This window comes from Streptomyces sp. NRRL S-378 (genome assembly GCF_000720645.1).
Classification (GTDB): Bacteria; Actinomycetota; Actinomycetes; order Streptomycetales; family Streptomycetaceae; genus Streptomyces.
In genome coordinates this window covers 1-25,843 of record NZ_JOBX01000036.1, presented here as the reverse complement: position 1 = coordinate 25,843, position 25,843 = coordinate 1, and the positions used below count along the sequence as shown (strand labels likewise).

The window sequence follows — 25,843 nt, the reverse complement described above, 5'->3', positions numbered from 1 at the left end:
ACCTGCGGCGGAGCGGGTTGGGCGGCCTTTGCGGTCCGCGCAGAGTCCGCAGCGTGCTGACTTAGGTCAGCGCGCGGGGGCTACGCCGCTTCGTCGACCTGTGGCCGGGCATCGGCGGACCGGTCCGCGTACGCCTTGTCGACGGCGGCCCGGGTCCGCTCCTCGGAGTCGGGCCACAGGTGGGTGTAGATGTTCAGCGTCATGGCCGCGTTGGTGTGGCCGAGGCGCTCGGAGACCGTCTTCACGGACTCGCCGTGCTTGATCAGTAGGCTGGCGTAGTGGTGCCGGAGGGCGTGGGGTCCGGTGCCCTTCGCTATGCCGGCCTTCGCGCAGGCGGGCCGCCAGGACCCGTCCATGAAGTGCGTGTAGACCACGGGGCCGCCCTGCGGCGCCGTGAAGATCCAGCCCTCGGGCCCATCGGCGGGGAAGTCCCGCAGGTGGGCCTTCATCGCATCCACCGCCATGCGGGGGAGCGGGACCGTGCGGTGCGAGCGAGCGGTCTTGGGCGGGCAGACGTACACGCCGTGCTTGGCGGTCTGCTGGATCTGCTGCTCGACCGAGACGGTCGCGTGCAGCAGGTCCACGTGCCGGAGCTGGAGACCGAAGAGCTCGCCTGGGCGGAGCCCGGTGGCCGCGCCGAGCAGCACGAGGCCCTCGTAGCGGGCGGGAATCTCCTCGGACAGCGTCCGTACCTGCTCGACGGCCAGCGGCACGACCTTCTTCCGGGGCACTGAGGGCAGCTTCGCCTCGGCACACGGGTTGTGAGGGATCATCCGGTCAGGGACGGCCGCCCGGAAGACGGCGTTGACCGTGTTGAAGACCGTCCGTGAGGTGCTGGCGGCCAGCCCGTGCGTGGTGGTCAGGCTGGTGATCCAGCTCTGTACATCGACGGGCTTGATTGCGCCGAGCGCCCGCTTCTCCCAGGCCGGGTAGACGTAACAGCGCAGGTGCTGGGCCACCGCCTTGGCCGTGGAAGGCCGGTGCGGCTGGATGCCCCGCCACTCCTCCGCGTACTCCTTGAATGGCTTCTTCGCCGACCGCGGGTCGACGTACTGGCCGGTGACCAGGCTGGCCGTGACCTCGTCGATCCATCGCTGGGCGTCGACCTTGCGGTCGAAGTGGCGGGCGTGCTCCTTGCCGTCGAGGTCGCGGTAGCGGGCTCGCCATTTGCCGTTGGGGCGCTTCTGGATGTTGGCCAAGCGGCTTCTCCTTCGTGTCGGTTGTCAGTAGTGGCCACCGTCCTCGATGTCGCTGCTGAGCGTGCGAGCATCCCGCTCGTCGCCCATGAGGCGGAGGCACTGCTCGTGGATGGCTCCCGAGCTGTCGGGATGGGTCTTGATGTGGTCGGAGATGGCGACCACGGCGTGATGGAGACGGTCGCGTGCGTCGCGGGTCTCGTAGAACGCTTCGACGGCTTCTTGGACGAGCCGCCGACTGTCGATGTCGAGCCCTTCCGGGGGCGGGGACATCAGCTCTTCGAGGGGAAGCTCGAAGACACGGGAGAAGGCGAGGGCCTCGTCGAGGTTGATGCGCCGGCGGGGGGTGCCGTTCTCGATGCGCCAGACAGCGGTCTGGTTCATCTTCACCCCGGCCCGCGTGACCCGTTCCGCCAGTTCCGTCGTGCTCCATCCCCTGACCTCGCGCTCCAGGGCGACGCGTGCGGCCACGTTCCCCTCGCTGTAGAGCAGCGGCACCTCGCCGGACTCGGGCCTGTCGCCTGCCATCGCACCTCCATCGCAACCATTCTCGCTATGCAGATTGAAACATGGACTTCCCGATTTGGGTAACCGGGGATCGTCGGGTACAAAATTATTCAGATCCGAAACGTCACCTAGTCGAATGGGAATGCATGCGATACCTGACCACCGCCGAGGTCGCCGAGCGCTACCGCACGGCCGAGAGCACCGTCCGCTACTGGCGCCACATCGAGAAGGGGCCGCGCGGCATCAAGGTCGGCAAGCGGGTGCTGTACCCCGAGGCCGAACTGCTGCGGTACGAGCGAGCGCTGATCGATGGCCAGGACGAGTGGGGTCTGGCCGCGTAGCCACAGACCCGAAGCTGCCGGGGCCCTCCACCCACGTCTGAACGACCAACCGACGAGAAGGCGGACCAGGCCCCGCTCCGCCCCTCGCCAGAAAGGAACGCCTATGGAGGACACCATCTCCCTCACCCCGCCGACCGCGTCCGCCACAGACGGTTGGCCGCCGGTCGCGGTCCCCGGTCAGGGCATCCCGTGGCTCGGTCCGGACCGAGCGAACGTCCGGTCCACCTCTTCGGGGACCGGCGTCCGACCGGACCACGCCGTTGGTCCGGTCGGTCCGGAACCGGACCGACCCGTGACCGAAACCCGGACCGAAGTTCTGGCCAACCCGGACCAGGAACCCGGACCGACGGAGAATTCGCAGCTCAGCAGCCTGCTGGACCGGACCAACAACCCGGACCACCCGTCCGGTCCGGATGGGGCCGGACCGGACGCTGGGGACCGGGCGGAGAGTTCCGGTCAGTCGGTTGTCGAACCCGGACCGTCGGTCCGGGTTGACCGAGGTGTTGCGGGGACGGTCCCCGAACCCGGACCGGGGACCGGGGACCGCGAGCGCGCCGGCCTCACGGCGGACGGGGACGGAGCCGCCGTGCTGGACGAGCTGCGCGCCGTGATCGGCCGGTACGTCGTGCTGCCGAGCGAGGAGGCACTGATCGCGGTCACCCTGTGGGTGGCGGCCTCCCACATCCAGCCCGCCCTCCAGCACGCCCCACGGCTGGCGGTGGTGGGACCGACCAAGGGGTGCGGCAAGTCCCGTGTCCTGGATGTGCTCCACGAGACCGTGTCCCGGCCGATGATGACGGTGAACACTTCTCCGGCGGTCGTCTTCCGGATCATCGGCGAGGATCCGCCGACACTGCTGGTGGATGAGGCCGACACCATCTTCGGCCCGAAGGCAGGCGAGAAGGAGGACCTCCGTGGCCTGCTGAACGCCGGACATCAGCGCAACCGCCCCGCGTGGCGGATCTCCGGCCCGGAGCACAAGCCGACCGCGTTCCCGACTTTCGCCATGGCCGCGCTGGCAGGCATCGGCGACCTTCCGGACACGATCATGGACCGCGCCGTCGTGCTCCGCATGCAGAAACGCAAGCCCGGCGAGAAGGTCGCTCCCTTCCGCTCCCGGCACTCCGTCCCGGAACTGAACGCCCTGCGCGACCGGCTGGCCGCGTGGCTGACCCCACTGCGCGGGGCAGCGCACCGGCTGGTGCCACCTATGCCGGTCGAAGACCGGGCCGCAGACACCTGGGAGCCCTTGGTCATCGTCGCCGACCTGGCCGGCGGCCACTGGCCCGCCCATGCCCGTGCCGCCTGCCTGGCGATGACCCGGAACGAGGTGGTCCAGGACGAGCAGACGACACTGAAGACCCGGCTGCTCCGGGACATCCGCCGCGTCTTCGAGCAACAGGGCGACAAGGAGGCGCTGCGCAGCCACGACCTGCTCGCCGCCCTCGTCCAGGACGCGGAGGCGCCCTGGGCCGAGTACGGGACGAAGGGCCTGAACGCCTACCACCTGGCCAACCTGCTCCGCGACTTCGGCATCAGTCCGGCCAACCACCGTTTCGAGAACGGCAGGCAGCGAAGGCATACGCCCGTAATCAGTTCCTCGACGCCTGGGCCCGGTACTGCCCCGACCCCGCCCCACCGGTGCCCACAGCCGAGGAGGCCGTGCCCGCACGTCGAGCCTCGGGCAAGCCACCGGCCCCTCCATCCGGAACGCTGCCCATCGGTCCGCCTGGCGGGCCTGCCGGCCCCAGGCTCACTCGCTGACACCAGCTCCGTATCAATCCGTCGCATCCGTCCCCGCGCAGGTCAGCGCGGGGACGGAGTTCCTTGCCGATACGGATCAGTCCGTACCTGCGACTGTCTCCGTACCTGTCCTGACCAGCTACGGGACGGATGCAACGGATGTGACGAAGCCCCACCCCACATGACTACCGGAGCATCACCATGCCCGAATCGACCACCGCCAACGCCCCCACCCGCCGCCGTAAGGCGTTCTTCGGCCTGACCCGCCGATCAGCAGCAAGCTGGAGCGAACGAGCCTCTAACGAGGCTTCGTCCGCGCTTGCCCCCGCCCCAGGGGTGGCGGAGGAGAAGGCCGAGCGCCAGGGGGCGCCCGAGCCGGAGGAGGGCATAGCCGAGACCAGCTGTCCGCCCGCACCCGACTCCGTCGACCCGAGCACTCAGCTGCCGACCGATGTCCAACCGCCCGTCGAGCAGCCGTCCTGGCGGGACCTCGATGCCCCCGTCCTGCCCGCGTTGATGAACCGCAAGCGCACGGTGGAGAAGCGCGACCAGGAGAAGACCATCCGCTTCACGCGGACTGCGGTCCGCGTGATCAGCGCCGCCGCCCATCAGCGCGGTCAGAAGTTCGCCGGATTCGTCGGGGACGCCGCCCTGGCCGTCGCCCTGGGCAAGGCAGGACTGGTCGGCAGCCCGGAGGACGATCCTCTCCGCCCGCTGATCGAGGCCGTCGAGGCACACACGGTCGCGCTGAACCGCATCGGAGGCAACCTCAACCAGATCACCGCAGCCATCCACCGAGGAACAGTGCCCGAGCGTGCCGAGGCGGTGCTGGACCGCGTCGAGCAAGCGGCCGAGAGCAGCTACCGACTGATCGACCAGCTCCTGACGGAAGGCACCGCACATGGTTCCTGACGTCTCCACCGGCTCCGACACCCGCGGGCTGATCGTCTACCTCTTCGGCCCCGGCCGCCGCGACGAACACACCGACCCGCACATCGTCGCCGCCTGGGACATGGCCGGCGCCCCCGACCCTGGCCGCGACCCCGAGGCCAGCTACACCCTCCTCGCCAAGCGCCTCGACCACCACGTCGACCTGCGCACCCGCGAGCTGGGCGGTAAGAAGCCGCCTCGGCACGTCTGGCACTGTCCGGTCCGTACCGCGCCCGGCGACCGCTACCTCACCGACGCCGAGTGGGCCGAGGTCGCCCGCCGCATCGTTCACGCTGCCGGCATCGCCCCCGAAGGTGACGAGAAGGCATGCCGGTGGATCGCCGTACGCCACGCTGACGACCACATCCACATCATGGCCACCACCGTCCGCGCCGACGGACGCCGCCCGCGCACCCACCACGACGGACAGCGGGCCCAAGCCGAGTGCCGCAAGATCGAAGCCGAGTTCGGTCTGCGCCGCCTGAAGTCCGGCGACCTCACCGCGCCCCGCACTCCCACCGGCGCCGAACGTGCCAAGGCCGAGCGCCAGGGCCAGACGGCCACGGCACGGCAGTGGCTGCGCGAGCAGGCGTACGCGGTCGCCGCCGCCGTACGCAATGAGGCCGACTACTTCACCGTGCTGCAGTCCCTCGGCATCAAGGTCAAAACACGCCTCGGCCCCGAGACCGGCGACGTGATCGGCTACAGCCTCGCCGCCCCCGGCGACACCAACGCGACCGGCGAACCCGTCTGGTACGGCGGCTCGAAACTCGCCCCCGACCTCTCCATCAACCGCCTACGCGAACGCCTCCTCGACCAGGAGGTAGCCGACCGCCCGCGGTATGCGGCGGACCCCGCCGACCCATGGCGTCACACCACCACCGCCATACAGGGGGCACGCACCGTCCTCGACTCCGGCGACGATGCCGCCGCCCAGGGCCACCTGGCCGCCTTCGGCGACGCCCTGTACAACATCGCAAGCGCCACGACCGGCCCACACCGGGCGGAACTACGGGCGGCGGCGACGGCGTTCAACCGCGCCCGCCGCTCCGCCACCCGCGCCGACCACCAGGCCGCCACCGCCCTGCGCAAGGCCGCCAAGGAACTCGCCTACGCCTCCACCGAGCCGGGCGGACTCGCCATCGCCCTGCTCTTCGCCACCGTGCACCTGGCCCGCGCCGCAGCCAAGTGGCACGAGCAGCGCGGCCACGAACAACAGGCCGCTGCGGCCGAAGAAGCCCTCCGCCACCTCCAGGCGGGCTACCAGCAGGCCGCCGCACCCGTCTTGGCTGACCTGACCCGCCGCGCACCACGAGCCGCAACTGTCCGTCGCTTCGAGCAGGACGTTCGCGCGACCCTCCCCGACCACGCCGACCGGATCCTCGCCGACCCCGCTTGGACCGCCCTGACCACAACCCTCGCCCACGCCGAGACCGCCGGCCACAGCTCCCGTCGTCTCCTGACCGAGGTGGGCACCCAACGAGAGCTCGACAGCGCCGAGCACCCCGCCGAGGTCCTCAACTGGCGCATCACCGCTCAACCGAACCGGCGGGCGCAAGCCGCTCGCAGGCAAAGCACCATCAGCGGCACCTCGGCCAGGTCTGCCAGGCCGCATTCTCCGGTCACACCGGTGGCCACGAGGACCGAAGAGCGCAGTCGACACCGCTGACGCCACGGCCCGATGTCCCCTCCACGCGTTGTGGCGGGGGGCGTCCGGTCGGTTCTTCGGCCGACTGCTTGCCAGCCACAATGCTGCTCGCGTTGATTCCCCATCCGCTCCAGTGGACAGGTGTGTCGCTCCGGTCACCCTCGCACTCGGGTGGGGCCGGCCGGCGAACCACGGTTCAGGAGCAGTTCCACTCTTCGCTGGGCAGGGAGTGCCATAGGTCGAGCCAGTCGTGGAGCAGGAAGAGGGGGCGGGTCAGGACGACGTCGCCGGCCCGCTGGGAGCGGATCGCCAGGCCGAGGTCGGCGAAGACCGGATCGCCGGCGACGCTGTACGCCAGGCTGCCGGGCCGTGTTGTGCGGTGGACGAGCCAGTCCTCCACGTGGGAGGGCGCGCAGCCCGTCAGCGGGGCTGCGTCCAGTCTCACCTGGGGGCCCGTGAGGGCGTCTGCGGCGACGCACCCCAGGCGGTCGTCATGGAAGAGGGCCCTGATCCCGCTCTCAGCGAAGTCGGCATAGTTGAGCTTCTGGTCTTCGCCGTGGTGGGAATAGGACGATACGGCCGGTTCTTCGCCGAGGACGCGGGTGATCTCTTCCACGGTCATCCCGAAGTGCAGGGGGCCGACTCCTACGTACGGCGTGAACGTCCACTCGGCGCGCTCCTCCTTCCGGGCGATCCGCCACGGGCCGCGGTATCCAGCCTCGCTCCCCAGGGCGGCCACGGGCGGCTCGGGTGCCGGCTCGTGCGGGGCGGCCGGTATGGGCGCGGCCCGGTCCTCACGTCGGCGGCCGAGCTGTTCCGGAGCTGCAGTGTCCTCGGGTTGCTCTTCCAGCCAGCGGATCGCCTGCTCCTGCTCCTGGCCGCCGAACGGGTCCTCCGCCAGCGCGCCTGCCCGGTCCAGGGCCGCGCGGCGCTCCTCCTCCGCAGTGACGAGGCCGGTGACATCCTCACCCCAGGCAGCCAGCCGTTCCCGGGCGATCCACCGGTAGTAAGAGTCCGCGCTCACGGCAAGGACCTCGCGAACGGCGGGCGCGTACCGGGGTACGGACGAGGTGAGGGCGGGGTCGGCCAGGAGCAGGGCGGTGGCCGCGAGCGCGGCCTCCCTCACCAGTGGATCGTCGGCGTCACAGAAATCCGCGATGCGGTCGTGGAGTATTGGCCGTGCCGCACGGGCGGCGGCCAGATCCCGCGCCGTGCCGACGCCGTCCTTGACGTCCAGGCGGGCGATGTCGGCGAACGAAGCCAGCCAGTTCAGCAGTTCGGCGCGAAGCGACCGCACACCGGCCCTGCGCTCCCACCGGTCTTCGGCGAGGGTGCGCGGATCGTCGAGAAGACAGGCGAGGACCAAGGCCGCCGGAGCGGTCGCTGGAAAGACCTGTTCCTGATTGAGGAGCAGCCGATACAGATCGCCCACCGCCCGTACTCGGTGGGCTGGGTCGGCGGCGAGCACAGCACCGAGGACGTCCGGTGTGTCAGGGACACCGTGCAGGCCCGTACAGACGTGCGGCAGCTTCTCCCAGGCGGTGCCTGCGAACTCTGCCTGTGCTCTGTGTGGCAGGCAGCCGTCGGGAGCATCAGGAAGGTCTGGGGTCATCTCGTTGATCACGACCGCAGTGTTCCAGCCGACTCCGACATCAGGGGCGCCGATGCCTGCCATAGGCCGCAGACAGCTCACGCTCGAGCAGCACTCTGATGTCCTCGCTGCTCGTGGCAGCGAGGACATCAGTCGTCAGGCGGCGCGGGCTGCGGGTAACTGCGAGACCCACGTCGTGAGCTCGGCCAGATGCCCGGGTTGCAGCCCGTGGTGTGAGTCGGGCTGAACGAGGAGAGTCGGCGTTCCCTTGGCGGTCCGCTCCGCCGCCCAGACGTGATCGAGGTCGGTGAAGTCGTCGTCAACCCAGGCGACCGCCGACCCGCCGAGCCACGGTTCGACGTGGTCGCGCTTCCAGAGGTAGCCGTTGGGGTGGCTGGTGGTGATCCGGGGGCGGGGGAGGTCGAGGTACGGGAACTCCGGCAGTCCGAGGAGTGGCCCGACGATGGTGGTGGCGTCCTTGCGCCAGCTCGTGCACCACACGGGGGCGACGAGACCGCTGGCCAGGAAGTCGGCGAGCAACGGGCCGTGGGCGGGGTCGAGCCAGATCGGTACTGGGTCGTCGGGGTTGCGGCCCGTGGGCAGGACGGTGTGGCGGACGTGGGTGGGTGGGGTGCTGCCGTCGGACGCCGGGAACGGTATGAGGACGCCGTCGATGTCGAGCAGGAGGTAGGGCAGGGGCATCGTTGCCTCCGTCGGTCAGCGTTTCCGGGCGGTGATCAGGAGGGTGGTGGGCCACGGGTTGAGGCGCGGGTGCTGCAGGTCGATGGCCGAGGTGATCCGCAGGCCGGTCCGGGAGAGATGGGCGGCCCAGCGGTGGGCGTCGTACTCCCAGCGGGCGATGGGCAGCCGGGTGCGGTCGGGCATGGTGACGTAGTCCTCGCGGGGACGGTTGTCCGTCGAAGGATGTCTTCCGGCCCGTGCCGGGTGGGGTACGGAGAAGGCCAGTACGCCGCCGGGCACGAGGTGGCGGGAGATTGCGGCGAGCAGGAGCTCCGGAGCGACCAGGCCGACGGCGCCGAATACCGAGTAGACCGCGTCGAAGGTCTGGCCGGTGGCCTGGAGGTGGTGCAGTGCATGGCCGGCGGTAAAGGTGGCGCCCTCGATGTGGCCGTGGTGCGAGCGTGCTCGCCGCACCTGGAGGCCCACCAGGTCGACTCCGGTGACGCGGGCCTGGTGGTGTCGGGCAAGGTGAGCCACGTTGTGGCCGGGACCGCACCCGAGCTCCAGGAGGCGCTTGCCGCGCAGGTCCCGGCCGAGGATCTCCGCGCCGGGGCCCAGACCGGGGTGGGTACTCCACTCCATCCGTGCCGGAGGAACGAGCGCGTGGGCCGGTGCGGTGGCGAGACGCTGGGCGGCGTGGGCGTACCAGGGGGAGACCTGGGCGAGCACCTAGACCTCCAGGAGTAGGACCACGTCGTTCAGGTGGCGGCGGACGACGGGGATGTACGCGAAGTCCCTGGTCGGGTCGTTGATCCAGCGGATCGCCTGCTCCATGAACCACTCGACGGCCCACATGCGGTGCCAACCCAGGGCCCATGCCTCGGCGGTCAGGCCGCCCCGGGCGGCGAGGGCGTCCTCGTGCCCTCCGGCGGCGACGTACTGCTCCAGGAACACCCGCAGTCGGACGGGGCTGGGCGTCTCGGTGGTGCCGTGGTAGGAGGCGAGGTCGATCAGGCCGGGGCCGGTGAAGGCGCGGGCGAAGTCGAGGAGGTGCCAGCCCTCCTCCCCGATGTGGACGCTCGTGGGGTGGAACTCGGAGTGCACCCAGCCGAAGGGGTCGAGCGTCGCCCCCTGGGCGCGGGCCTCGGATGCTGCGGAGACCTTCCCCAGCGTGGTCTCGATGTCGTCGCAGTCCGTCCACCGGCCGGCCTTCCGAAGCCGCTGGAGGTGGTCGAGGGCCCGGCCGGGCAGGGCCGCGAGGCCCGTGCCGTCGAGGAAGGGCAGACCGCTGGCCGGGCGGGCGGCGTGGAGCATCACGGCGGCGGCGACGCCGTCGAGGTCGTCGGCGTCCCGTACGGGGGTGCCGAGGTCGTCCATGAGCATCCCGAGCCACTTGTCCTGCATGGCGGTGGCGTGGAGCTCGGGGACCGGCAGCCCGCGGTGGTGGGCGATCCGCAGGGCCTGGGCCTCGCGGTCGAAGGGCTCCTTGGCGTACTTGAAGACGGCCGTGGTGCCGTCGGAGAAGGTGACGCGCTCGACTCCGGACATGCCCCAGACGCGGATCTCATTGCGTTCAGGGAGGGGCTTGCGGATGAGGGCGCACAGGTCGTCCAGCAGGGCGGCGATCAGGCTCTGGTCCATGGGGGTGTCTCCAGGGGCTGGTGGGCTCCAGGGCGGGCGAACGTGTCGGCCCGCCCCGAAGCCGTAGTGGGGGTGGGGGCTACTCGGCCGCGGTCACGCGGTGGGCGTAGACCTGCTTGATCCAGCCCGCCTTGAACGCGGCCAGGTCGTCACGGAAGTTGGCCATCGAGGCACCGTAGGGCGCGACGACGCCGCCCGACTGGTCCGGCACGGACTGGCAGCCGTGCACGAGGCGGCCGCCGAGAGCGACGTGGGCCTTGATGGACTCGATCCGGCGGTGCTCGTTGAACCAGCCGCCGTGGTAGACCTCGTCGAGCATCCCGCCCGTTTCGTCGTTCAGGTCGAAGACGACGGAGGTGGCGGCGGGGAAGAACCAGCACGGGCCGACGTTGGAGATGTGACCGTCCAGCTCGACCTTGTTGAGCGCCATGAGCGTGGCGGCCTCGCGGAGCATCCGCAGGTGGTCGGCGGTGATCTGCGGGAGTCCGAGGCCGGCGAGGTGTTCGTCGCGGAAGAGGTACGCGTACACCTCGTACGCGGTGGCCAGGACGCGGGCGGCGTCGGAGGTGGACTCTCCGTGGTTCTTGATGAAGTCGAGCGCCAGCTGCTCGACCGCGCTCTCGGTCGTCTCGTCCACGTCGAGGAGCTGGGTCTTGACCAGCTCCCAGTCAGCGACGAGCCAGGTGTTGGACTCGAAGCGGAAGAAGTACTCGGCCGGGTCGATGGTGATGCGTCGGCCGTCCACCTGGATGCCGGGCAGGCGGCTCCAGCGCGGGTCGAAGGCGTCGGGCAGCTCGACCGTGATGGTCGCGGTGTCGATGGTGGTCACCGTTTCTCCGTCTCTGATCGTCCGGGCCAGGGCATAGGAATGCCCGAGCCTGGTAGGGCGTACGGAACGTGGGGGCCGCCCGGCCCGAGAGTGGGGCGGCTGTCGATAAGTGAACCGCCCGCTACGCAGAGTGGGTACGGTGTGACCGAGCCCAAGCGGTATACGCGGTTTACAGCTCCGGGACGGAGGAATGTGCCAGCGCCGACCGATGCCAACTTCCGCCTGCGTGAGGCGATCCACGCCGCCGGATGCACGTACGAAGCCCTCGCCAAGGACGTCCGCCGCATCGCCGCCGAGAACGGCGAACTGCTCCAGACCAACAAGTCCGCGATTTCCCACTGGGCCAAGGGCACCCGCGTGCCCTCAGGCCAGGCCGGTCAGTACCTCGCCGAAGCCCTCTCGCGCCGCCTGGGCCGCGTCGTCACCCCGACCGAGATCGGCCTCCAGCTTGGCGACGCGGAAGCCACCTCGAGCGGCGATCCGGTCGTGACCGTCACGGACCTCGGCCGTGCCGACGTCGAACGCCGCCGCTTCCTCGCCATCGCCGCCTTCACCACGGCCGGCGTCGCCATGCCGCTGCTCCACGACCACGAAGCCACCTCCCGGATGCTCCGCGCCCGCACCGGCCGCTCGCTCGTCGGAGGCGAGGACATCGACGTCGTACGCCAGATCACCGCGGCCTTCAGTGCCGCCGACGAACGCCTGGGCGGCGGCCACGGCCTGACCACCGTCACCGCGTACCTCGCCGACACCGCCGCCCCGATGCTCCGGGGACGCTTCCCCTCGGAACCGTTACGTCATGCCGCCTTCGGCGCCGTCGCCGAACTCGCTTACCTCGCAGGATGGAAGCACCACGACCTGGGCCATGAAGGCGCCGCCCAGCGCTATTACCAGGTCGGCTATCAACTCGCCTGCGAAGCCGACCCCCACGGCCACGCCGCCTGGATGATGCGCGCCCTCGCCCACCAGGCCCTGAGCCTCAAGCAGCCCCACCACTGCGTCGACCTCGTTGAAGGCGCCCTGCGACGCGGCCTCGGCCACGTCGACGGCCAGACCGAGGCCCTCCTCCACATCACCCACGCCCGCGCCTACGCCGCCACGGACGCGAGCCCCTCAGCCGCACGTGCCCTCCTCGCCGCCGAAGACGCCCTGCTACGGGACGATGGCCCCCAGCCCAGCTACTCCCGCGTCAGCGGCCCCGCCGCCGGCACCGTGGCCAGCCACACCGCCCGCACCCTGACCGACCTCGCCGACCACATCGGCACCGAACAGCAGCACCGCGACGCCCTCACCCGCTGGGACCCCGAGAAGTACAAGCGCGTCCACGCCCTCACCCACGCCGACCTCGGCGACAGCCTCGCCGCCCAGGCCCGCGCTGACGAGGCTGTCGCCGCCTGGACCCAGGCCCTGGTCCTCAGGGAGGGCATGACCTCCGACCGCACCCGTAAGGCGATCACTTCGATCCGCTCCACGCTCGCGGTCTACCAGCGCCGCCGCGTTCCCGGCGCCGCCGATCTCGCCCGCCGCGCCCGCGAGGCCCTCGCCTAACATGCCCAACAACCCGCCCGACGAAGGGAACACCGTGGCCCAGCAGACCGACGACCGCTCCCAAGCCCTCAAGCCGGCGCTCGAATCGATGACCCTGCTGGTCGCCGCCGTCATCGTCCACGACAAGGCCACCAACCGCGTCGTCCTCCTCCAGCGCAGCGAGAACGCCAAGTTCGCCCAGGGCCTGTGGGACCTCCCCGTCGGCAAGAGCGAACCGGGCGAGCCCATCACGGAGACCGCAGTCCGCGAGCTCTACGAGGAGACAGGCCTCACCGTGAAGCCCGAGTCCCTCAAGGTCGCCCACATCATCCACGGAGCCTGGGGCGTCGAAGCCCCCAACGGCTTCCTCACGGTGGTCTTCGCCGCCCACGACTGGACCGGCGAACCCGAAAACCGCGAACCCCGCAAGCACTCCCAAGTCCGCTGGGTTGACGCTAACGCCATCCCCGAAGCCTTCGTCGACACCACGGACAGCGCCCTCCGTCACTATCTGCACAATGGCGCCGCGGTCTCCGTCATGGGTTGGCCAACAGCGTGAACATCACGCCCCCTGAACTCAAACCAGGGTCCGAGTTCCTCTCGGCCGTCCGCCGTCTGAGGCGATCTGACGGGTCGGGCTAGAAAGTACGGTGCTTCTGACCTGCATGCAGCCGGATCTCAGCTTGGATGGTTGCAGTGAAGGCGATCATTTGTTCCGTTGTGCCGAGTTCGGCGATGCGTCGAACGGCATACCCGATGGCCTGGTCAGTGTGCCCCTGAGCGCGAAGCCATTCCAACATGGCATCGACATCAAGGGCTTGACCCCCGCTGGGTCGTCGACGGTTAGGGCCTGAGGGTGTTCGTTGCTCTTGTGGTGTTGTCACGGGCATGAGGAGCTCAATTTCCTGCTGGACCATGCTGTGCGTGGGTTCCGACCGGGCTGGGCCTGACTCTTTATGAACTGTACCCCTCGGCGGGGGCGCAGGGCATTGTGTGGCTGGCAGCTCGTCCAGCACTGTGCGGTGCTTGGCCAGGACGGTCTGACCAAAATTCAGCGTCGTCCAGGACCAGGAGAATGACTGAGAGGTCCCAGCCAGCGTCAAGCCATCGCACAGACCAAGCCCGGCCAAAGCGGGCTTGCCCTCCACCAGACCGACAGCGCCCGCCTGGGTTCTGGGAGCCTCCCAATGGAGAAGATCCGGGTAGGTGAAATTCTCGACGCGCTCCCGGTTTCCCGCGGAAATCGCTGCGAGGCGGACGGCTTCAGTCGCAATGTATTCATAATCGGCGACATTGCTAGGCGGCTCGTCGGCGGTAACGCTTCCTGCCAAGGCAGCTGCCATCGTGGCGATTGTATCTGTGTCTGTCCCCACGGCCTGAGCTGCGATTTGCAAGGTAGGGATGGGGCGGCTTGAACCTGCAACTGCCAAGGCTAGGGCGGCTACGACCGTATTCGTCCCGCTCCCTCTCGTGGCAGGTGAACGCAAGTTAAGCTTTTCGATGAGTAGCTCGTAGGCGGTACGGAGGGACTCGAAATCCTCCTTTTGTAGTGCCGCGTCGCCGGAATATGTAAACTCTTCAGCAGCGTTAAACATATCGGTCACCTCGAGAATCGTAGATTCCCAGGCGGCGTCCAGCGTTTTCTCGGCACTGCGCTCCCAGGCGGAACACCACAGGGAGAGCTCTGTGTGTTGGCGAATCATTGTGGGGAATTGATGCATTTCGTCAACAATGGTCGCCCACTCGGCGGGGTTGGGAGTTCGGCCGCGATCGAGCGTGAACCCCAAAGTCATCGCGTGGAAGAGAGCGCCAACAAGGGCCCGTGGGTGGCCATGGGTGATCACGGCATCGATCAGGACATCCAGAAGATGCGATCCAACCCTACTCGGGTCCTGCGCTGCCCAGACGTGGGGCTGAACGCGCATTGCGGCACCATTTCCTCCAGCGTCGGTCCACCCTTTGTAGAAGTTGCCGAACCAGGGAACGCTAGCGCCGGCGATGTGGGATGCGGCTGCCTTGGATGCTCTCCCGCCACCAAGGGCGTAGCTAGTCCAGACGGGGAGCTCGATCTTCGAGAAGACTTCTGGATCGAAACCACTAGGGCGGATCGCCCGTCCGACTGCCAGGCGAAGTTGAGTGTCGTCGCTGTAAGTTCCGGCGGGAAGTGGAACGGTTACCCCAAATTTTCCACCAATACGACGCTGCCACTCAACCGGGTGTTCAAGGGTTCCCCCGGCCAGGCGTCGGCGGAGCCCCGCCTCGTCTGTCAACTCGCTGATGAATCCGAGTGCATCTGCCCAGGCTGCCCATAGCGCCGAGCGCAGTCGCTGCTGGATGTGCATACTTGCATCATTCGGGCTCATGTGAAGACCTTGGGTGCGCAGATGACAGGAACAGTGGGGGTGGATGGGAAGCTGGCAAACCAGCCGCTGATGTCATCTGCGTGGTGCTCCTCGCGCACATATATGCGCTGCAGCTGCGCCAGAGGGAGGCGGCTCGGGTAAAGTACCTCCGCCTGTCGGTCAGTGGTCCAAGAGGTCGGCTGCCCGGCTCTTCGCATCACCGGCTGAGAGTAGCGTCCGCTGATCACTTCGGCGAACAGGGCGTTCAATCCGTCCGCTCCAGTGCCTCGGCGTACGGATGGGTAGATGTTGTTTGTGGTGGTGAAATAGACGCCAGGGGCGCTGAGGATCTGGGCTTCGAAACTTAGTGCAGCCCACCACACTTTATCGACCTCATGCCACCGCTTGCTGGCATCGAACATGGAATCGTTGATGCGGGAAATGCTGAGATTGACATAGTCAAGCCAAGCGTGATCTTTCCGCGTGCTGCAATTGGGTGTATAGATGTGCTCTACGTACTTCTCGGATGGGAGTTGGCGGCGGCTGAGTACTGCAGATGTGCCGAGTATTCCCAGCAGGCCCAGATTGGTCGTGAAGTGGAGGGCCTCGGAGATCTTCCGGCTCGCGATGATCGATTCGACCGTGTCCTTGGTCTCCGCGGCGTCCTGAGTAGACGTCACAGGCGCACCTCCTCGTACGTGCCGGCAGCCAAGAGGTCGATGAGTGTTGACGGATCGTCGGCCTTGTACCCCAGCGTCACGGTCCTCCGGGATCGACCTACGCCCATAGCCAGCAGCCTGCGTAGCATGTCCAGCGTTGCATCGCCTTCCTCGTCGCCGTGAGGGGTGACCTGCTGGTTCAAGCCAAGCATGAACACATGGTCGAATTCCAGCCCCTTGGCCGAGTGGATGGTGCAGAGAGCGACTGACTCGGGCCCAGACGGCCAACCGGATGCACGAGTCAGGTCACACCAGGCAACGCCTTCGCGATTCAGCTCCTGTCGGAGGTGGTCGAACCATCCGCCGCCCTTGGGGTGGAGGAATGCGACAGACTCGCTCGTCAGGTCGATGTCGTTGCGCAGGCGTCGGATCGCGTAGTGCACTTGAGCGCTGAATCGGCCAACTGCAACAGTAGGGAGCGGGCCGTCGCGATCGGATGCGTGAAAGTCAGGAAGTGAGCCGTCATCCTCGTGGGGTAGCCCTTCAACGAGTCCGCGCGCGAAGGCAGCAACCTGCCGGGTGTTCCGGTAGTTGCTGCGCAAGACATGAGAGTTCGCGAGCTGGACACCAGCCTCGGGCCAGGTGAAGAAGCGCGGGTAGATACGCTGAGTCGCGTCCATGACGAATGTCGTGGTGTGTTCGGCACCAACATGTGCAGCGATTGCACGTACCTGGTTGGCGCTGAAGTCCTGTGCCTCATCTACGATCACAACATCCCAGGTCGGCTGCCCTTCTACCAAGGCAGCTTCTGCGGCGATGTCGTTCCAGTCGCGCCAGCCCTGCTTCTCCTTGTGTGCGGCATATGGAAGGACCACCTCGGTCAGTAGGCGCTGGCGTAGCGCTCGCTCAACGCGGGGAGCTTGCCCTCGTCCTTCTCGACGGGCGCCGAGGTAGTCCTCCATCTCTTCAGGGCGGAAGCGTCCCATGAGGTATTCGACCTCGTCGATGACGAAGTCGACTGGCAATGGAACAGAAGCGGCCAAGCTGCCGATGGCCGGCCGTGTCCGCTCGCGATCGACGAGGCCCTCGTTGCCGACCATCCCGACTGCCCACTTGCTAAAGGTTTCAACGCGAAGGACCAGTCCGGGCGAACCGGAGACTTGCTGACGGGCCAGCTCTGCGACGTATCCCTGAAGGGTCTTGTTGTAGGTGAGTACCAGCACTCGCACAGGGTCAACGAGTTGCAGTCGCTCGCGACGGCTAAGCCTGGTGGCGCACAGCTGCCGCAGACGCAACAGGGCAGTGGTGGTCTTGCCGCTCCCGGCGGCGCCACGGACGAGATGGAAGCCCGGCCGCGTGTCGGCCAGGATCCGCATCTGCTCTGGGCTTGCTTCAACGTGTGACAGCAACCTCATGTGCATCCCCCACGGTTGGGTCCGGTGTGACGGACTCGCATGCCGCTCAGGCTAGGCCGAAGGGAAGGAGCGGGTGCGGCTTTCGGTACATCGGATGAGATGTCACATGTGAGATCAGCCCAACGGCTGGCTCTTCATGTGCCGCACCTGTGGCCGGTACATGCCGTACTCGGACTTCACTTAGCCGCAGTCGGTGGTTGGGTCCAGTCGTTGGCGAAGTCGCATTGGAGGTCCGTCCAGCGGCGACGCTCGACGGGGGTGTAGGCGGGGTGGTCGCGGAGGTGGGCCAGAGCATTGACCCACTGGTCCCAGAGACCGTCAGGCTGGGTGAAGCGGTCCGCATGGTGGGTGCCGAGGTGGGCGTCGAGGCGGAGGAGGGCGCCGAGGGCGGCGGGTTGGTCGTAGCGGAGGTCGGTGCGGGGGAGGTAGCGGTCGAGGTAGGCGGTGAGGATCTCGGCGTCCGCGTGGGTGCCGAAGCGGGCCAGGGCGAAGCAGTAGGCGCTGCCGGAGAAGCAGAACTCGCTGGCCAGGAGCAGGTCGCCGATGCGTTCACGGAACGCGGCGCGTCGGCCTACGCCGATCAGCCAGGCGGCGGTGAGGCGTGAGCGCCACTCGTAGCCGAGAAGGGCCTCCAGCTCGGCATCGGTGATCGTGGCCGAGTCGTCGATGAGGTGACGGGCGAAATGTTCGGCGTGAGGCCACTCGGGCCGCAGGAATCGACCACTTTTCAGGACGAGGTAGCGCGCGTGGCCTGAGTCCTTCCTCGCCGCGTAGCGCTCGATCACGTAGCCGTAGCCGATCTCCTCGGGGTGCTGGAACGGCATCGGTCACCTCTCTGGGTACAGGTCGGTACGGTCGATCCAGGTGGGGGCGACGAAGATGTTGTCGCCGGCGGGGGCTTCGGAGGCTTCCAGCAGAGACCAGGTGCGGGACTCTTCGACCAAGTGCTCCCAGGGCGCGGTCCAGTCGAGTTCCCAGTCCAGGCTGGGGCCGGAGACGCCGTACGTGCGGCCGGCGTCCACCTGCCAGAACTGGGAGTAGAGGATCACCTGGGCGTGGTCGGCCAGGTCGTTGATGATCTCGGTGAAGTGGGCCGAGGGCCAGCCAGGGGCGTCGTCCGCAGCGATGGCGCGTAGGCGCACGGTGAGCGGCGGGACGACAGGGCTGCGGGCACCGAGTTCCGTCAGGGCCCAGCGGATGCCGTCCGGCTCGCTCCAGTCCGGTGGCGTCGCCCGTTCCAGGCAGGCGCGGTAGGCGTGGCGCACGGGCTCGACCGCGCCGTCGATCTTCAGGCTCGCCAGGGCCATCGCCGCCCATTCGCGGACGGTGGGGTCGTTGCTGCTCAGGAGCGCGATCAGGGCGGGGCCGCAGCGTGGGTCCGCCACCTCTTCGAAGACCTCGATGGCGGTCAGCTGACCGAAGCCGCCAAGGAAGGGCAGTCCGTCGATGATGGCGGGGATGGCGTCGGAGCCGATGTCGATCAGTTCTGCGCGGGCGTCGTACGACGGTCCGGTCGAGTCATCGAGCTGCTGGATGAGTCTCTCGATGTGGGTGGTCATGGATGCTCCCGGCGCCAGAAAGTGGGGAGCCACCAGCAGAGCACCGAGCGGTCGTCGGGCCACGGGTCGCGTTCGTCCGCGTCCCAGTCCTCGAAGGAGTCGCGCGTCAGGTCGATGGGGCGCCAGGCGGGGTCGATCGGCTCGTCCGCGGCCGGCGGGCGGACGTACTGGCGGCCATGCTGGTCGCAGGCGCCGAAGTCCTGGTAGTTCCGCTGCGCCTCGATCAGGGAGACCTTGTTCGCTCCGCCGTCCATGGTCGGCCAGCGGAACTGGACCCCGTCGTCCTCCCAGAAGCAGACGGGGCAGATCTCGTAGGAGCCGGGCATGGCGTCGAGCACGCGGTGCCCGCAGCAGGGACAGGGGTAGCGGTCGCTCACCTGCGCAGTCTCGTTGCAGGTCCGGCCGGTGCGCCATGGATTTCTCGGCCTCCGCAGGCCCGGCCAGTCCGCAGCCAGTCCGCAGGACATCCGTAAATGGCCGTCGGGACCCAACGCAGGCCAACGAGGAAAACCCAGGTCAGGGCGCTGTGCGGGGCTCCGCCGCAGGTCAGGATCGGGCCGCAGACATTCCGCTTCAACGTCTGATCGCGTATCGAGAGGCGGCCTGACCTGGGAGGATGCAGGTCAGGCCGTTCTGCTGTCCGCAACAGTCCGCAAACCGGGAGCGGCTACGTGTTGTAGACCGTGGAGCGGTGCCCGACGTGCACGACCCACACCACCAGCTCCCCGTTGTCGATCGTGTAGACGACACGGTAGTCGCCGACCCGTAGGCGGCGGCGCTCAGGCTGGGATACGAGTGCGGTGGTGTTGAAGCCGAAAGGGTCGCTCTCCAGCTCTGTCAGTTTGGCCAGGATGCGAAGCGCCATGTCGCGCGGGATCTTGCGCAGCTCGGCCTGGGCCTCGGGCCGGAACACCGTGCGGTAGTCACTCACTGCGTGCCAGCGTCTCCCTCATCACGTCCTCGATCGGGACGCCGGCGGCCGGGCTCGCCATGCGCTCGTCGATGATGCGGTTGATCTCGCGCTCTTCCCACTCCTGATACTTGCGCAGCACCTCGATCGAGACCACAGCGGCGACCTGCTTGCCGCGACGGGTGATGACGGTGGGCGTGTCGTCGCGGTCGGCCCGTTCGACGACTTCGGCCAAGTGAGCGCGTACGTCGCGGATGGACTCTATGGGCAGCGGCTGAGTCATGCATCAAGGGTACCGAGTGTGCCATGTGTACACAATCTGGGTTTGCAGGAACTCGTTGGGATGAGCCGCCGATTGGGTGGCCAATTTCGCCAGCATGCATGCTCCGGGCCTCCTTCGTGCCGGCACCTCGTCGTCTGGCTCGCGAGCAGCCTCGCTGTGGCAAATGGCGACCAGGACCCGTGGCCGCTGCCGACGGTGGCGCGAAGGCATCGCCGCGGACCTGCGCAGGTACCTCGACTCTGTCGAGACCCCGTAGCCAGTCCGCAGACGGTCCGCACGACACCCCTAAGGACCGTCGGGACCCCACGCACGCCAACGGGAAATGCCTGTTCAGGGCGGTGCGTGCGGCTCCGCCGCAGGTCAGGATCGGCTGGCAGGCATCCGCTTCAACGTGTAGCCGCTGCGGCACTGCACGTCAGGTGGCTTCGTCAAGAGTGCAGGCCGGAAGGGGGCGGACTCCGGTGAGTCCGCCCCCTTCTGCATTCCCGTGCCGCCCTGGTGCCGCCTTCTCAGCTGCTGCGGGGCGGTGTGAGCTTGTCGAGGTCCAGACTGACCTCGAAGGGCACCGGACGCTGGAGGGTGCCCCGGAAGATCCCGGCGGGCGCGTAGGCACCCGTGGGTCTGTCCAGCTCGTAGACGTGTACGACGGGTGCCCCGTCCTCGTCCTCGATGCACCAGTAGTGCGGGATGCCGGCCTCCGCATACTTGCGGAGTTTTACTGTGCGGTCGCGATGGGCCGACTCGGGGGAGACCGCCTCCACGACGAGCTGCACGTCCTCCGGGGCGTACCAGGTGCGGTCGGGGTCATAGGGCAGATTCGTCAGCAAGAGGTCCGGCTCGGGGCGGTTCCGGTCATCGAGGCGGATCGTCATCTCGCGCTAGACCTCGAAGCCGGCCGGCGCCTGCGCCATGAGAGTGGTGGTCAGGGCGGTGACGAGCCGGCCGTGCCAGGACCGCTGGGGCGACATCATGAAGACGAGGGCGCCGTCGATCAGCTCAGTGTGGCGGGGTGCCTCGGGGAGGCGGCCGAGGTCCTCCGCGAACCAGCCTTCCGCGCGCGGCGGGCGCATCCAGTCGGGCAGTGCGGTCATGGCTTCACGGTAGTGGCCCGCGGCTCGAGCCGGAGAGCCAACGAGCCCCGTCCGACGGCTCTCGCCAACATTCCGCGTCACGACCGGTCACGCCTGGCGTCCGGCCATGAGTGACTCACCGGCAGAGATGCGGGGTGATCCATACTCGGCGGATGGATGTCGTCGCGATGCTGGAGGCCGCCGCGCTGCTCGTGCCCCAAGGCGCGGCGGGCGAGGGCGACGTGACCGTGGCCGACGTGTGGGACTGCCTGGCACACGACGAGTGGGAGGTCGCCCTCGGTCTGCTGGAGGAGCTGGGGCAGGGCTGGACGGCGCCGGCCGGGTTCTGGGAGGAGCTGGGGCGGGCCGCCGCGATGTTGGGACTGGCGCGGAGCGAGGCCTGGTGCCGGTGGCGGGAGTACGAGGACCGGGCGGGGGTCGTCCGGGCCCAGCTGACGCTCGAACCCGTCGGCGGGTCCTCGTTCCGGCGGACGCCGATGCCCGGCGCCGGGGTGATGCGGCCGCTGTGGGACATCGGCAGCCGCCGGCCCGACGGGGCGCCCGACCTGCACGTCGCGTGCATGTGGGTCGAGTACGCCCACGAACTCGCGCCGGGCGAGCGCGCCGTCGTACGGCTGCTTCCGCTGACCCCCGAGCGGTGGCGGCACCTCGCTCCCGGCGACCGGATCGCCCTCCACGAGACGGCGGTGCCCGGCGGGACGGGGACGGTACTGGAGGTACGGCCGCCTTCGCGGCCGGGCGCACCCTCCCGCCGGAGCCGCGAGTAGGCGCATAGCGGCATAAAGTGGGTGTAAATGGCTGAGGCAGGCCGGGAACCGGCCGACGGCCCGGGAGGCGTGATGACCGTACATCCCGACGCGGGACCGCAACGCGCGCAGCATGACCCCGAGGACGCGCTCAAGCGGCTCGGTAGCTCGTGGCACTGGGCGCTCGGCATCGCCCTCGCGACCCTGATCCCGGGCATCCTGGTGCTCGTCTGGCCCGATGAGACGTTGCACATCCTGGCCGTGCTCATCGGCCTGCAGCTGCTCGTGGTGGGCGGGTTCCGCTTCGTTGCGGCCTTCTCGCACAGCAACGACGCCGGCGGCAGCAGGCTGGCGAGCGTGCTGATCGCGATCCTGGCCTTCCTGGCCGGCGTCCTCGTGCTGCGCCATCCGATGCAGACGATCGGCGCACTGTCCCTGATCGTCGGAGTGTTCTGGCTGATCACAGGGCTGCTCACGGCCTACGTCGCCATCGCCGACCGCCTCCTCGTCCACCGCGGCATGCTCTTCGGCCTGGGGGCGCTCGGCACCGTCGCCGGAATCGTCGTGCTCTGCTTCCCGGTGGACTCCGCGGTCGCCCTGACCCGGCTGCTGGGGCTGTGGCTCGTCCTGCTCGGCGTGTTCGAAGTGGTGATGGCCCTCGCGCTGCGCTCCGCCACCCGCCGGGTCGCCGCGCCCAGGTAGGCGGCCCCCGGCCCCGCCCCCTCATTGCCTTGCGGCACGAGATAGTGCCGGCCGGCTGGCCGGCGACGCCCCGGTGTTCACGGCGCCGCTGTGGGCGGCGCCGCTCCTGCTGCTGCCGGGACTGCCCTACGCCGTCGCCGATGCGCGGGCCCGTAGGAACGCCGCCCCGACGGCGGGGCCTGACGTCGGGGGCGGGCGCGGGGCGCGGGCACGGGTGCGGGCGCGGGTACGGAGCGCGGGCGCGGGTCGGGGCCGTCAGAGGCCGCGCACCGAGGCCACCGTGAAGGTGGTCGGGGTGCCCGAGCCGGGGTTCATCGGGCCGCCCTTGTCGAACTGGGAGCGGACCACCAGGGTGCGTCCCGGGACGCGTGCCAGGGTCGTGGGGATCTGCAGGGACGGGTCCGTGATCGTACGCGTCAGCCGGGCGCAGGTGCCGTCCGCGCCGAGCTGCCAGCGGGTCAGCGTGTTGGTGGTGTTGTGCGCCACGCGCAGGGTGCCGTCGGGGGCCAGGTCGAGGCCGTCGGCGGCCTTCATGTCCCCGCCGGTGAGGGCGACCCGGCTGATGGCCCCCGTACGCAGGTCCACGCGGTAGAGGTCACCGGTCGGCATGTCGACAGTGAGGAGATAACGGCCCGCGCGGTCGGAGGTGATCCCGTTGAGGCTGAAGCCGCCGGCCGGGCGGGGGCGCAGGGCCGGGGTGAGGTCGTGGGCCTCGGTCAGGACACCGCTGCCGGCGGCCAGTTGCCGCGGGGTCACGCGGTAGATCATGCCACGGATGCTGTCCGTCAGGTACGCCGTGCCGTCCGGGGTGATGGTCAGGTCGTTCACGAAGCGTGCGGAGGCTTCCGCGGCCACTTCGAAGTGGGCCAGCCGGGTCCCGGTCGCGGTGTCGTAGACGGCCACGCCCGTGGTCGAGTCGGTGACCCACAGGCGGCCGCGGGCGTCGACCCGCAGGCCGTTGGCCGTGCGGCGGCCGTCGGTACCGGAGGGCAGGAACACCTCGGCCTCGGACCGGCCGGGCCGGGCCCGGTAGACCGTGCCGTCCGCGTACGAGCCGACGTAGACCGTGTGCGTGCGCGGGTCCGCGGCTATGCCCTCCGGGTAGACCTTCGCCCCGGGCAGCGAGAAGGCGGTGGATATCCGGGGGTCGCCCGACGGGCCCGCGGCCCGGGTGGCGGCCGGAGCCGGCCCCGCCGCCCCGAGGGCGAGCACCCCGGCCACGGCCGCGACCAGGAACGGCCTCGCGGCCCTCTTCTGCTTCTTCACCTCCGTCAGCTTCTTCGGTGCGGCCGCCTTCATCTCTGCCCGTGTCATCTGTGCCCGCGTCGTCTCTGCCCGCGGCATCTCTGCCTGCGTCATCTCTGCCTGCGTCGTCTGAAGCGTCATCGCATCCCCCACTGGACGTCCTCTACTGACCGAGTGAGGGCGAATCTATGTTAGAGCTCTAATGTATGCAAGGGTCATAGGATGCCGTCATGACCTCCATGGCCCCCGAGGAGCGCATCGGCTCTCATGTGAAGCGCGCCGAGCAGGCGCTCCTGGCGGCGAAGAACGCGGCCTGCAAGCCGGCCGCCGTAACGGTTCCGCAGTACGCCGCGCTGCTCTGGCTGGCCGAGAAGCCCGGCATCTCGGCCGCCGCGCTCGCGCGCCTGTGCGGGGTGACGCCGCCGACCATGAACACCGTGCTGAAGAACCTTCAGGAGCGCGGGCTCATCGAGCGGACCCCGCACGAGTGGCACCGCAACGTGCTGGAGACCCGGCTCACCGATGAGGGGCGCGCGGTCATGGAACTCGCGGACGCGGGCGCGGTGCGCGTGGAACGGGCGCTCGCCGCCGCATTCACCGAGGGGGAACGGGAGTTGCTCATCGAACTGCTCGGGCGGTGCGCGGAGGTGCTCGACGCCCAGCGGTGAGATCCCGCTCGTCCGCGTACACCGTATGTTTTTTGCTCGAATTTGGAACTGTGCGGGTGGTTTGCTCATCAGGACTTAGGGGAGACCAGCCGTTCTGCCCTCGAGGGCAGTCAAGACCGTTCGGAGCGAAGTTCGTGCACCAGTACCCGCAGCGCCCGCGGCCTGACGACCAGCCGTCGTACCAGGACTACCCGCCCCAGGGGCAGGGCGGCCACCAGCAGTACCAGCACCCGCAGCACGCGGAGCAGCCGCAGCACCAGCCGTACGAGGCGCCGTACGGCTACCCGCCCGCCCCGGCCGGCCACCCGCACGATGCCGAGCCCCCGCAGCCCAAGCGGTCCCGGCGCCGAATATGGATCGGCGCCGTGGTCGCCCTCGCGCTGCTCCTCGGCGGCGGTGGATTCACCGCCTGGAAACTCGACTGGTTCTCGGGCAACGGCGAGGCCGTGACCTTCGGCAAGAACCCGCCGCCGGCCGAGGGCAAGTCGGACGCGGGCGCGCCGTCGGCCGCGGCCAAGCCCTCCGGCGACCCGGACGTGCTCATGCCGACCGGCCCGAAGTCGGACTTCAAGCAGACCGCCAAGCTCGACGACGGCACGATCATCGCCAAGACCCGCGTCGCGGGCGCGAAGTCGGGCTTCGAAGGCGACGTGTGGGTGTGGGCCCCCAAGCAGTACGACGACCCGAAGTACGCCAAGAGCGGCTTCCCGGTGCTCATCGCGCTCCCGGGCGGCAACGGCTTCCCGAACAACTACTGGGCCGACACCAGCCTCGGCCTGCAGAAGGCCATCAACGAGGGCGTCAAGGCGGGCACCAGCCTCCCGTACATCGTGGTCATGCCGGTGCTCAACCCGGACGCCAAGTACTACTACGACGGCTCCGACATCCCCGGCCAGGCCAAGATGGGCACCTGGATCGCCGAGGACGTCCCGGCCTTCGCCAAGGCCAACTTCCGTACCTACAAGTCCCGTGACGGCTGGGCCTTCATGGGCTCCTCCTCGGGCGCGTTCGTCGGCATGAAGACGGTCCTCCAGCACCCGGACAAGTTCAAGGCGGTCATCGCCAGCGGTGGCGAGATCGTCCCCGACTCCCCGCTGTGGAAGGGCCACCAGGCGGAGATGGACGCGAACAACCCCGAGAAGCTCGCCCAGAAGCTGATCGACACCAAGGGCCCCGAGGTCTACATCAACTTCCAGATCGGCACCAAGGAGTCCGGCAAGGAGCGGATGACGAAGTTCCAGCAGCAGTACGGCAAGGGGCCGATCAAGACGACCATCCGCGACATCCAGAACGGTGAGCACAACGGCTGGCACTACGTCCGGGGCATGAAGGAAGGCTCCCTGGAGTGGGTCAGCAAGGTCCTGAAGGCGCCGAAGCCCGAAGCGGGCTGAACCGAAGCGGCCTGCGGCGGCGCGGGGGCGCGGGGCGCGGGTGTGTACGGGGGTCCCGTCGGGCGGCGCCCCCACCCCCGCGGCCCCGCCCTCCGGGCCGGTGGTTGCCCACCCACCTCGGGGCGGGACGGCCGGAGCGGCTCGGGGAGGCGCGGCGGGGGTGTGGGGCGCGGGGTGGTGCGGGGCGGAGGTGTGAGG

25 protein-coding genes and 2 pseudogenes are annotated in these 25,843 nt (G+C 68.9%); 10 read left to right on the top strand and 17 right to left on the bottom strand.

The features are described 5' to 3' along the window. Nucleotides 1-80 precede the first annotated feature (80 nt). Both IH80_RS0123885 and IH80_RS0123880 read right to left on the bottom strand, forming a co-directional pair. Nucleotides 81-1,199: a tyrosine-type recombinase/integrase gene (locus IH80_RS0123885; protein WP_030963182.1), complete on the bottom strand. Its 1,119-nt coding sequence runs from the start codon at nucleotides 1,197-1,199 to the stop codon at nucleotides 81-83. A 24-nt stretch (nucleotides 1,200-1,223) separates the two neighbouring features. Next, nucleotides 1,224-1,724, bottom strand: coding sequence for a helix-turn-helix transcriptional regulator (locus tag IH80_RS0123880; protein ID WP_030963181.1), 501 nt, complete (start codon nucleotides 1,722-1,724; stop codon nucleotides 1,224-1,226). A 125-nt stretch (nucleotides 1,725-1,849) separates the two neighbouring features. Between IH80_RS0123880 and IH80_RS0123875 the strand changes: the two genes are divergently transcribed. The 4 genes and pseudogenes from IH80_RS0123875 to IH80_RS0123860 all read left to right on the top strand — a co-directional run bounded on the left by IH80_RS0123875 (nucleotide 1,850) and on the right by IH80_RS0123860 (nucleotide 6,386). Beyond that, nucleotides 1,850-2,044 carry a helix-turn-helix transcriptional regulator gene (locus tag IH80_RS0123875; protein ID WP_030963180.1) on the top strand — a complete coding sequence of 65 codons (195 nt, stop codon included), beginning with the start codon at nucleotides 1,850-1,852 and terminating at the stop codon, nucleotides 2,042-2,044. Between the two features lie 598 nt (nucleotides 2,045-2,642). Next, nucleotides 2,643-3,808 (top strand): annotated as a pseudogene (locus IH80_RS39660) (DUF3631 domain-containing protein). A 315-nt stretch (nucleotides 3,809-4,123) separates the two neighbouring features. Continuing rightward, nucleotides 4,124-4,699: a hypothetical protein gene (locus IH80_RS0123865; RefSeq protein ID WP_030963178.1), complete on the top strand. Its 576-nt coding sequence runs from the start codon at nucleotides 4,124-4,126 to the stop codon at nucleotides 4,697-4,699. After that, nucleotides 4,689-6,386, top strand: coding sequence for a relaxase/mobilization nuclease domain-containing protein (locus IH80_RS0123860; RefSeq protein ID WP_030963177.1), 1,698 nt, complete (start codon nucleotides 4,689-4,691; stop codon nucleotides 6,384-6,386). Before IH80_RS0123865 ends, IH80_RS0123860 begins: the two co-directional genes overlap by 11 nt. A 175-nt stretch (nucleotides 6,387-6,561) precedes the next feature. Here the strand turns inward: IH80_RS0123860 and IH80_RS0123855 are convergent, their stop codons facing one another. The 5 genes from IH80_RS0123855 to IH80_RS0123835 form a co-directional block, all read right to left on the bottom strand. Further along, a complete protein-coding gene (locus IH80_RS0123855; RefSeq protein ID WP_234432367.1) occupies nucleotides 6,562-7,797 on the bottom strand; it encodes a hypothetical protein in 1,236 nt (411 codons plus the stop codon). A gap of 315 nt (nucleotides 7,798-8,112) precedes the next feature. Continuing rightward, nucleotides 8,113-8,658, bottom strand: coding sequence for an HAD domain-containing protein (locus IH80_RS0123850; protein WP_030963174.1), 546 nt, complete (start codon nucleotides 8,656-8,658; stop codon nucleotides 8,113-8,115). 15 nt (nucleotides 8,659-8,673) lie between these two features. After that, nucleotides 8,674-9,366, bottom strand: a complete 693-nt coding sequence (locus tag IH80_RS0123845; protein ID WP_030963173.1) for a class I SAM-dependent methyltransferase — start codon at nucleotides 9,364-9,366, stop codon at nucleotides 8,674-8,676. After that, the gene (locus IH80_RS0123840) at nucleotides 9,367-10,278 is read right to left on the bottom strand and encodes a phosphotransferase (RefSeq protein WP_030963171.1); all 912 of its coding nucleotides are present in this window, start codon (nucleotides 10,276-10,278) and stop codon (nucleotides 9,367-9,369) included. Nucleotides 10,279-10,357: 79 nt separating this feature from the next. Continuing rightward, entirely contained in the window at nucleotides 10,358-11,107 is a 750-nt protein-coding gene (locus IH80_RS0123835) for a hypothetical protein (protein WP_030963170.1), read from the bottom strand. A 192-nt stretch (nucleotides 11,108-11,299) separates the two neighbouring features. Between IH80_RS0123835 and IH80_RS0123830 the strand changes: the two genes are divergently transcribed. Then, nucleotides 11,300-12,655 carry a helix-turn-helix transcriptional regulator gene (locus IH80_RS0123830; protein WP_030963169.1) on the top strand — a complete coding sequence of 452 codons (1,356 nt, stop codon included), beginning with the start codon at nucleotides 11,300-11,302 and terminating at the stop codon, nucleotides 12,653-12,655. A gap of 1 nt (nucleotide 12,656) precedes the next feature. After that, on the top strand, nucleotides 12,657-13,193 hold the full coding sequence (locus tag IH80_RS0123825; protein ID WP_030963168.1) for an NUDIX domain-containing protein: 537 nt from the start codon (nucleotides 12,657-12,659) through the stop codon (nucleotides 13,191-13,193). Between the two features lie 79 nt (nucleotides 13,194-13,272). Here IH80_RS0123825 and IH80_RS42630 read toward each other — a convergent pair whose 3' ends face one another. The 9 genes and pseudogenes from IH80_RS42630 to IH80_RS39650 form a co-directional block, all read right to left on the bottom strand. Beyond that, the gene (locus IH80_RS42630; RefSeq protein ID WP_158943597.1) at nucleotides 13,273-14,976 is read right to left on the bottom strand and encodes an ADP-ribosylglycohydrolase family protein; all 1,704 of its coding nucleotides are present in this window, start codon (nucleotides 14,974-14,976) and stop codon (nucleotides 13,273-13,275) included. A 17-nt stretch (nucleotides 14,977-14,993) separates the two neighbouring features. Beyond that, nucleotides 14,994-15,656 carry a DarT ssDNA thymidine ADP-ribosyltransferase family protein gene (locus IH80_RS0123820; RefSeq protein ID WP_051809850.1) on the bottom strand — a complete coding sequence of 221 codons (663 nt, stop codon included), beginning with the start codon at nucleotides 15,654-15,656 and terminating at the stop codon, nucleotides 14,994-14,996. After that, complete coding sequence (locus tag IH80_RS0123815; protein WP_199819302.1) at nucleotides 15,653-17,011, bottom strand: 3'-5' exonuclease; 1,359 nt, start codon at nucleotides 17,009-17,011, stop codon at nucleotides 15,653-15,655. Before IH80_RS0123815 ends, IH80_RS0123820 begins: the two co-directional genes overlap by 4 nt. A gap of 215 nt (nucleotides 17,012-17,226) precedes the next feature. Then, on the bottom strand, nucleotides 17,227-17,874 hold the full coding sequence (locus tag IH80_RS46200; protein ID WP_030963164.1) for a DUF6000 family protein: 648 nt from the start codon (nucleotides 17,872-17,874) through the stop codon (nucleotides 17,227-17,229). A gap of 3 nt (nucleotides 17,875-17,877) precedes the next feature. After that, nucleotides 17,878-18,609, bottom strand: a complete 732-nt coding sequence (locus IH80_RS0123805) for a HEAT repeat domain-containing protein (RefSeq protein ID WP_030963163.1) — start codon at nucleotides 18,607-18,609, stop codon at nucleotides 17,878-17,880. Then, complete coding sequence (locus IH80_RS0123800) at nucleotides 18,606-18,986, bottom strand: CPCC family cysteine-rich protein (RefSeq protein WP_030963162.1); 381 nt, start codon at nucleotides 18,984-18,986, stop codon at nucleotides 18,606-18,608. Before IH80_RS0123800 ends, IH80_RS0123805 begins: the two co-directional genes overlap by 4 nt. Before the next feature lie 290 nt (nucleotides 18,987-19,276). Next, the gene (locus IH80_RS0123795) at nucleotides 19,277-19,540 is read right to left on the bottom strand and encodes a type II toxin-antitoxin system RelE family toxin (RefSeq protein WP_030963160.1); all 264 of its coding nucleotides are present in this window, start codon (nucleotides 19,538-19,540) and stop codon (nucleotides 19,277-19,279) included. After that, nucleotides 19,533-19,802 carry a type II toxin-antitoxin system Phd/YefM family antitoxin gene (locus tag IH80_RS0123790; RefSeq protein ID WP_030963159.1) on the bottom strand — a complete coding sequence of 90 codons (270 nt, stop codon included), beginning with the start codon at nucleotides 19,800-19,802 and terminating at the stop codon, nucleotides 19,533-19,535. Before IH80_RS0123790 ends, IH80_RS0123795 begins: the two co-directional genes overlap by 8 nt. 509 nt (nucleotides 19,803-20,311) lie before the next feature. Continuing rightward, nucleotides 20,312-20,893, bottom strand: a pseudogene (locus IH80_RS39650) (Uma2 family endonuclease). Between the two features lie 152 nt (nucleotides 20,894-21,045). Here IH80_RS39650 and IH80_RS0123780 point away from each other — a divergent pair. Next, nucleotides 21,046-21,660: a hypothetical protein gene (locus IH80_RS0123780; RefSeq protein WP_030963158.1), complete on the top strand. Its 615-nt coding sequence runs from the start codon at nucleotides 21,046-21,048 to the stop codon at nucleotides 21,658-21,660. 72 nt (nucleotides 21,661-21,732) lie between these two features. Then, entirely contained in the window at nucleotides 21,733-22,341 is a 609-nt protein-coding gene (locus tag IH80_RS0123775; RefSeq protein ID WP_037880931.1) for an HdeD family acid-resistance protein, read from the top strand. Nucleotides 22,342-22,596: 255 nt separating this feature from the next. On the opposite strand, the gene IH80_RS0123770 is transcribed toward IH80_RS0123775, so the two are convergent. Then, the gene (locus tag IH80_RS0123770) at nucleotides 22,597-23,655 is read right to left on the bottom strand and encodes an SMP-30/gluconolactonase/LRE family protein (protein WP_234432366.1); all 1,059 of its coding nucleotides are present in this window, start codon (nucleotides 23,653-23,655) and stop codon (nucleotides 22,597-22,599) included. A 161-nt stretch (nucleotides 23,656-23,816) separates the two neighbouring features. Here IH80_RS0123770 and IH80_RS0123765 point away from each other — a divergent pair, with 161 nt between their 5' ends. Beyond that, nucleotides 23,817-24,254, top strand: a complete 438-nt coding sequence (locus tag IH80_RS0123765) for a MarR family winged helix-turn-helix transcriptional regulator (protein ID WP_199819301.1) — start codon at nucleotides 23,817-23,819, stop codon at nucleotides 24,252-24,254. 134 nt (nucleotides 24,255-24,388) lie between these two features. Further along, nucleotides 24,389-25,645: an alpha/beta hydrolase gene (locus tag IH80_RS0123760; RefSeq protein ID WP_420708842.1), complete on the top strand. Its 1,257-nt coding sequence runs from the start codon at nucleotides 24,389-24,391 to the stop codon at nucleotides 25,643-25,645. The last annotated feature ends 198 nt before the right edge of the window (nucleotides 25,646-25,843 follow it).

Coding starts and splice junctions, on each gene's coding strand:
- IH80_RS0123775 (WP_037880931.1), top strand. CDS start 21,733: ATGACCGTACATCCCGACGCGGGACCGCAACGCGCGCAGCATGACCCC.
- IH80_RS0123765 (WP_199819301.1), top strand. CDS start 23,817: ATGACCTCCATGGCCCCCGAGGAGCGCATCGGCTCTCATGTGAAGCGC.
- IH80_RS42630 (WP_158943597.1), bottom strand. CDS start 14,976: ATGCACATCCAGCAGCGACTGCGCTCGGCGCTATGGGCAGCCTGGGCA.
- IH80_RS0123825 (WP_030963168.1), top strand. CDS start 12,657: ATGCCCAACAACCCGCCCGACGAAGGGAACACCGTGGCCCAGCAGACC.
- IH80_RS46200 (WP_030963164.1), bottom strand. CDS start 17,874: ATGCCGTTCCAGCACCCCGAGGAGATCGGCTACGGCTACGTGATCGAG.
- IH80_RS0123860 (WP_030963177.1), top strand. CDS start 4,689: ATGGTTCCTGACGTCTCCACCGGCTCCGACACCCGCGGGCTGATCGTC.
- IH80_RS0123790 (WP_030963159.1), bottom strand. CDS start 19,802: ATGACTCAGCCGCTGCCCATAGAGTCCATCCGCGACGTACGCGCTCAC.
- IH80_RS0123880 (WP_030963181.1), bottom strand. CDS start 1,724: ATGGCAGGCGACAGGCCCGAGTCCGGCGAGGTGCCGCTGCTCTACAGC.
- IH80_RS0123815 (WP_199819302.1), bottom strand. CDS start 17,011: ATGCGGATCCTGGCCGACACGCGGCCGGGCTTCCATCTCGTCCGTGGC.
- IH80_RS0123840 (WP_030963171.1), bottom strand. CDS start 10,278: ATGGACCAGAGCCTGATCGCCGCCCTGCTGGACGACCTGTGCGCCCTC.
- IH80_RS0123805 (WP_030963163.1), bottom strand. CDS start 18,609: ATGACCACCCACATCGAGAGACTCATCCAGCAGCTCGATGACTCGACC.
- IH80_RS0123850 (WP_030963174.1), bottom strand. CDS start 8,658: ATGCCCCTGCCCTACCTCCTGCTCGACATCGACGGCGTCCTCATACCG.
- IH80_RS0123875 (WP_030963180.1), top strand. CDS start 1,850: ATGCGATACCTGACCACCGCCGAGGTCGCCGAGCGCTACCGCACGGCC.
- IH80_RS0123780 (WP_030963158.1), top strand. CDS start 21,046: ATGGATGTCGTCGCGATGCTGGAGGCCGCCGCGCTGCTCGTGCCCCAA.
- IH80_RS0123770 (WP_234432366.1), bottom strand. CDS start 23,655: ATGACACGGGCAGAGATGAAGGCGGCCGCACCGAAGAAGCTGACGGAG.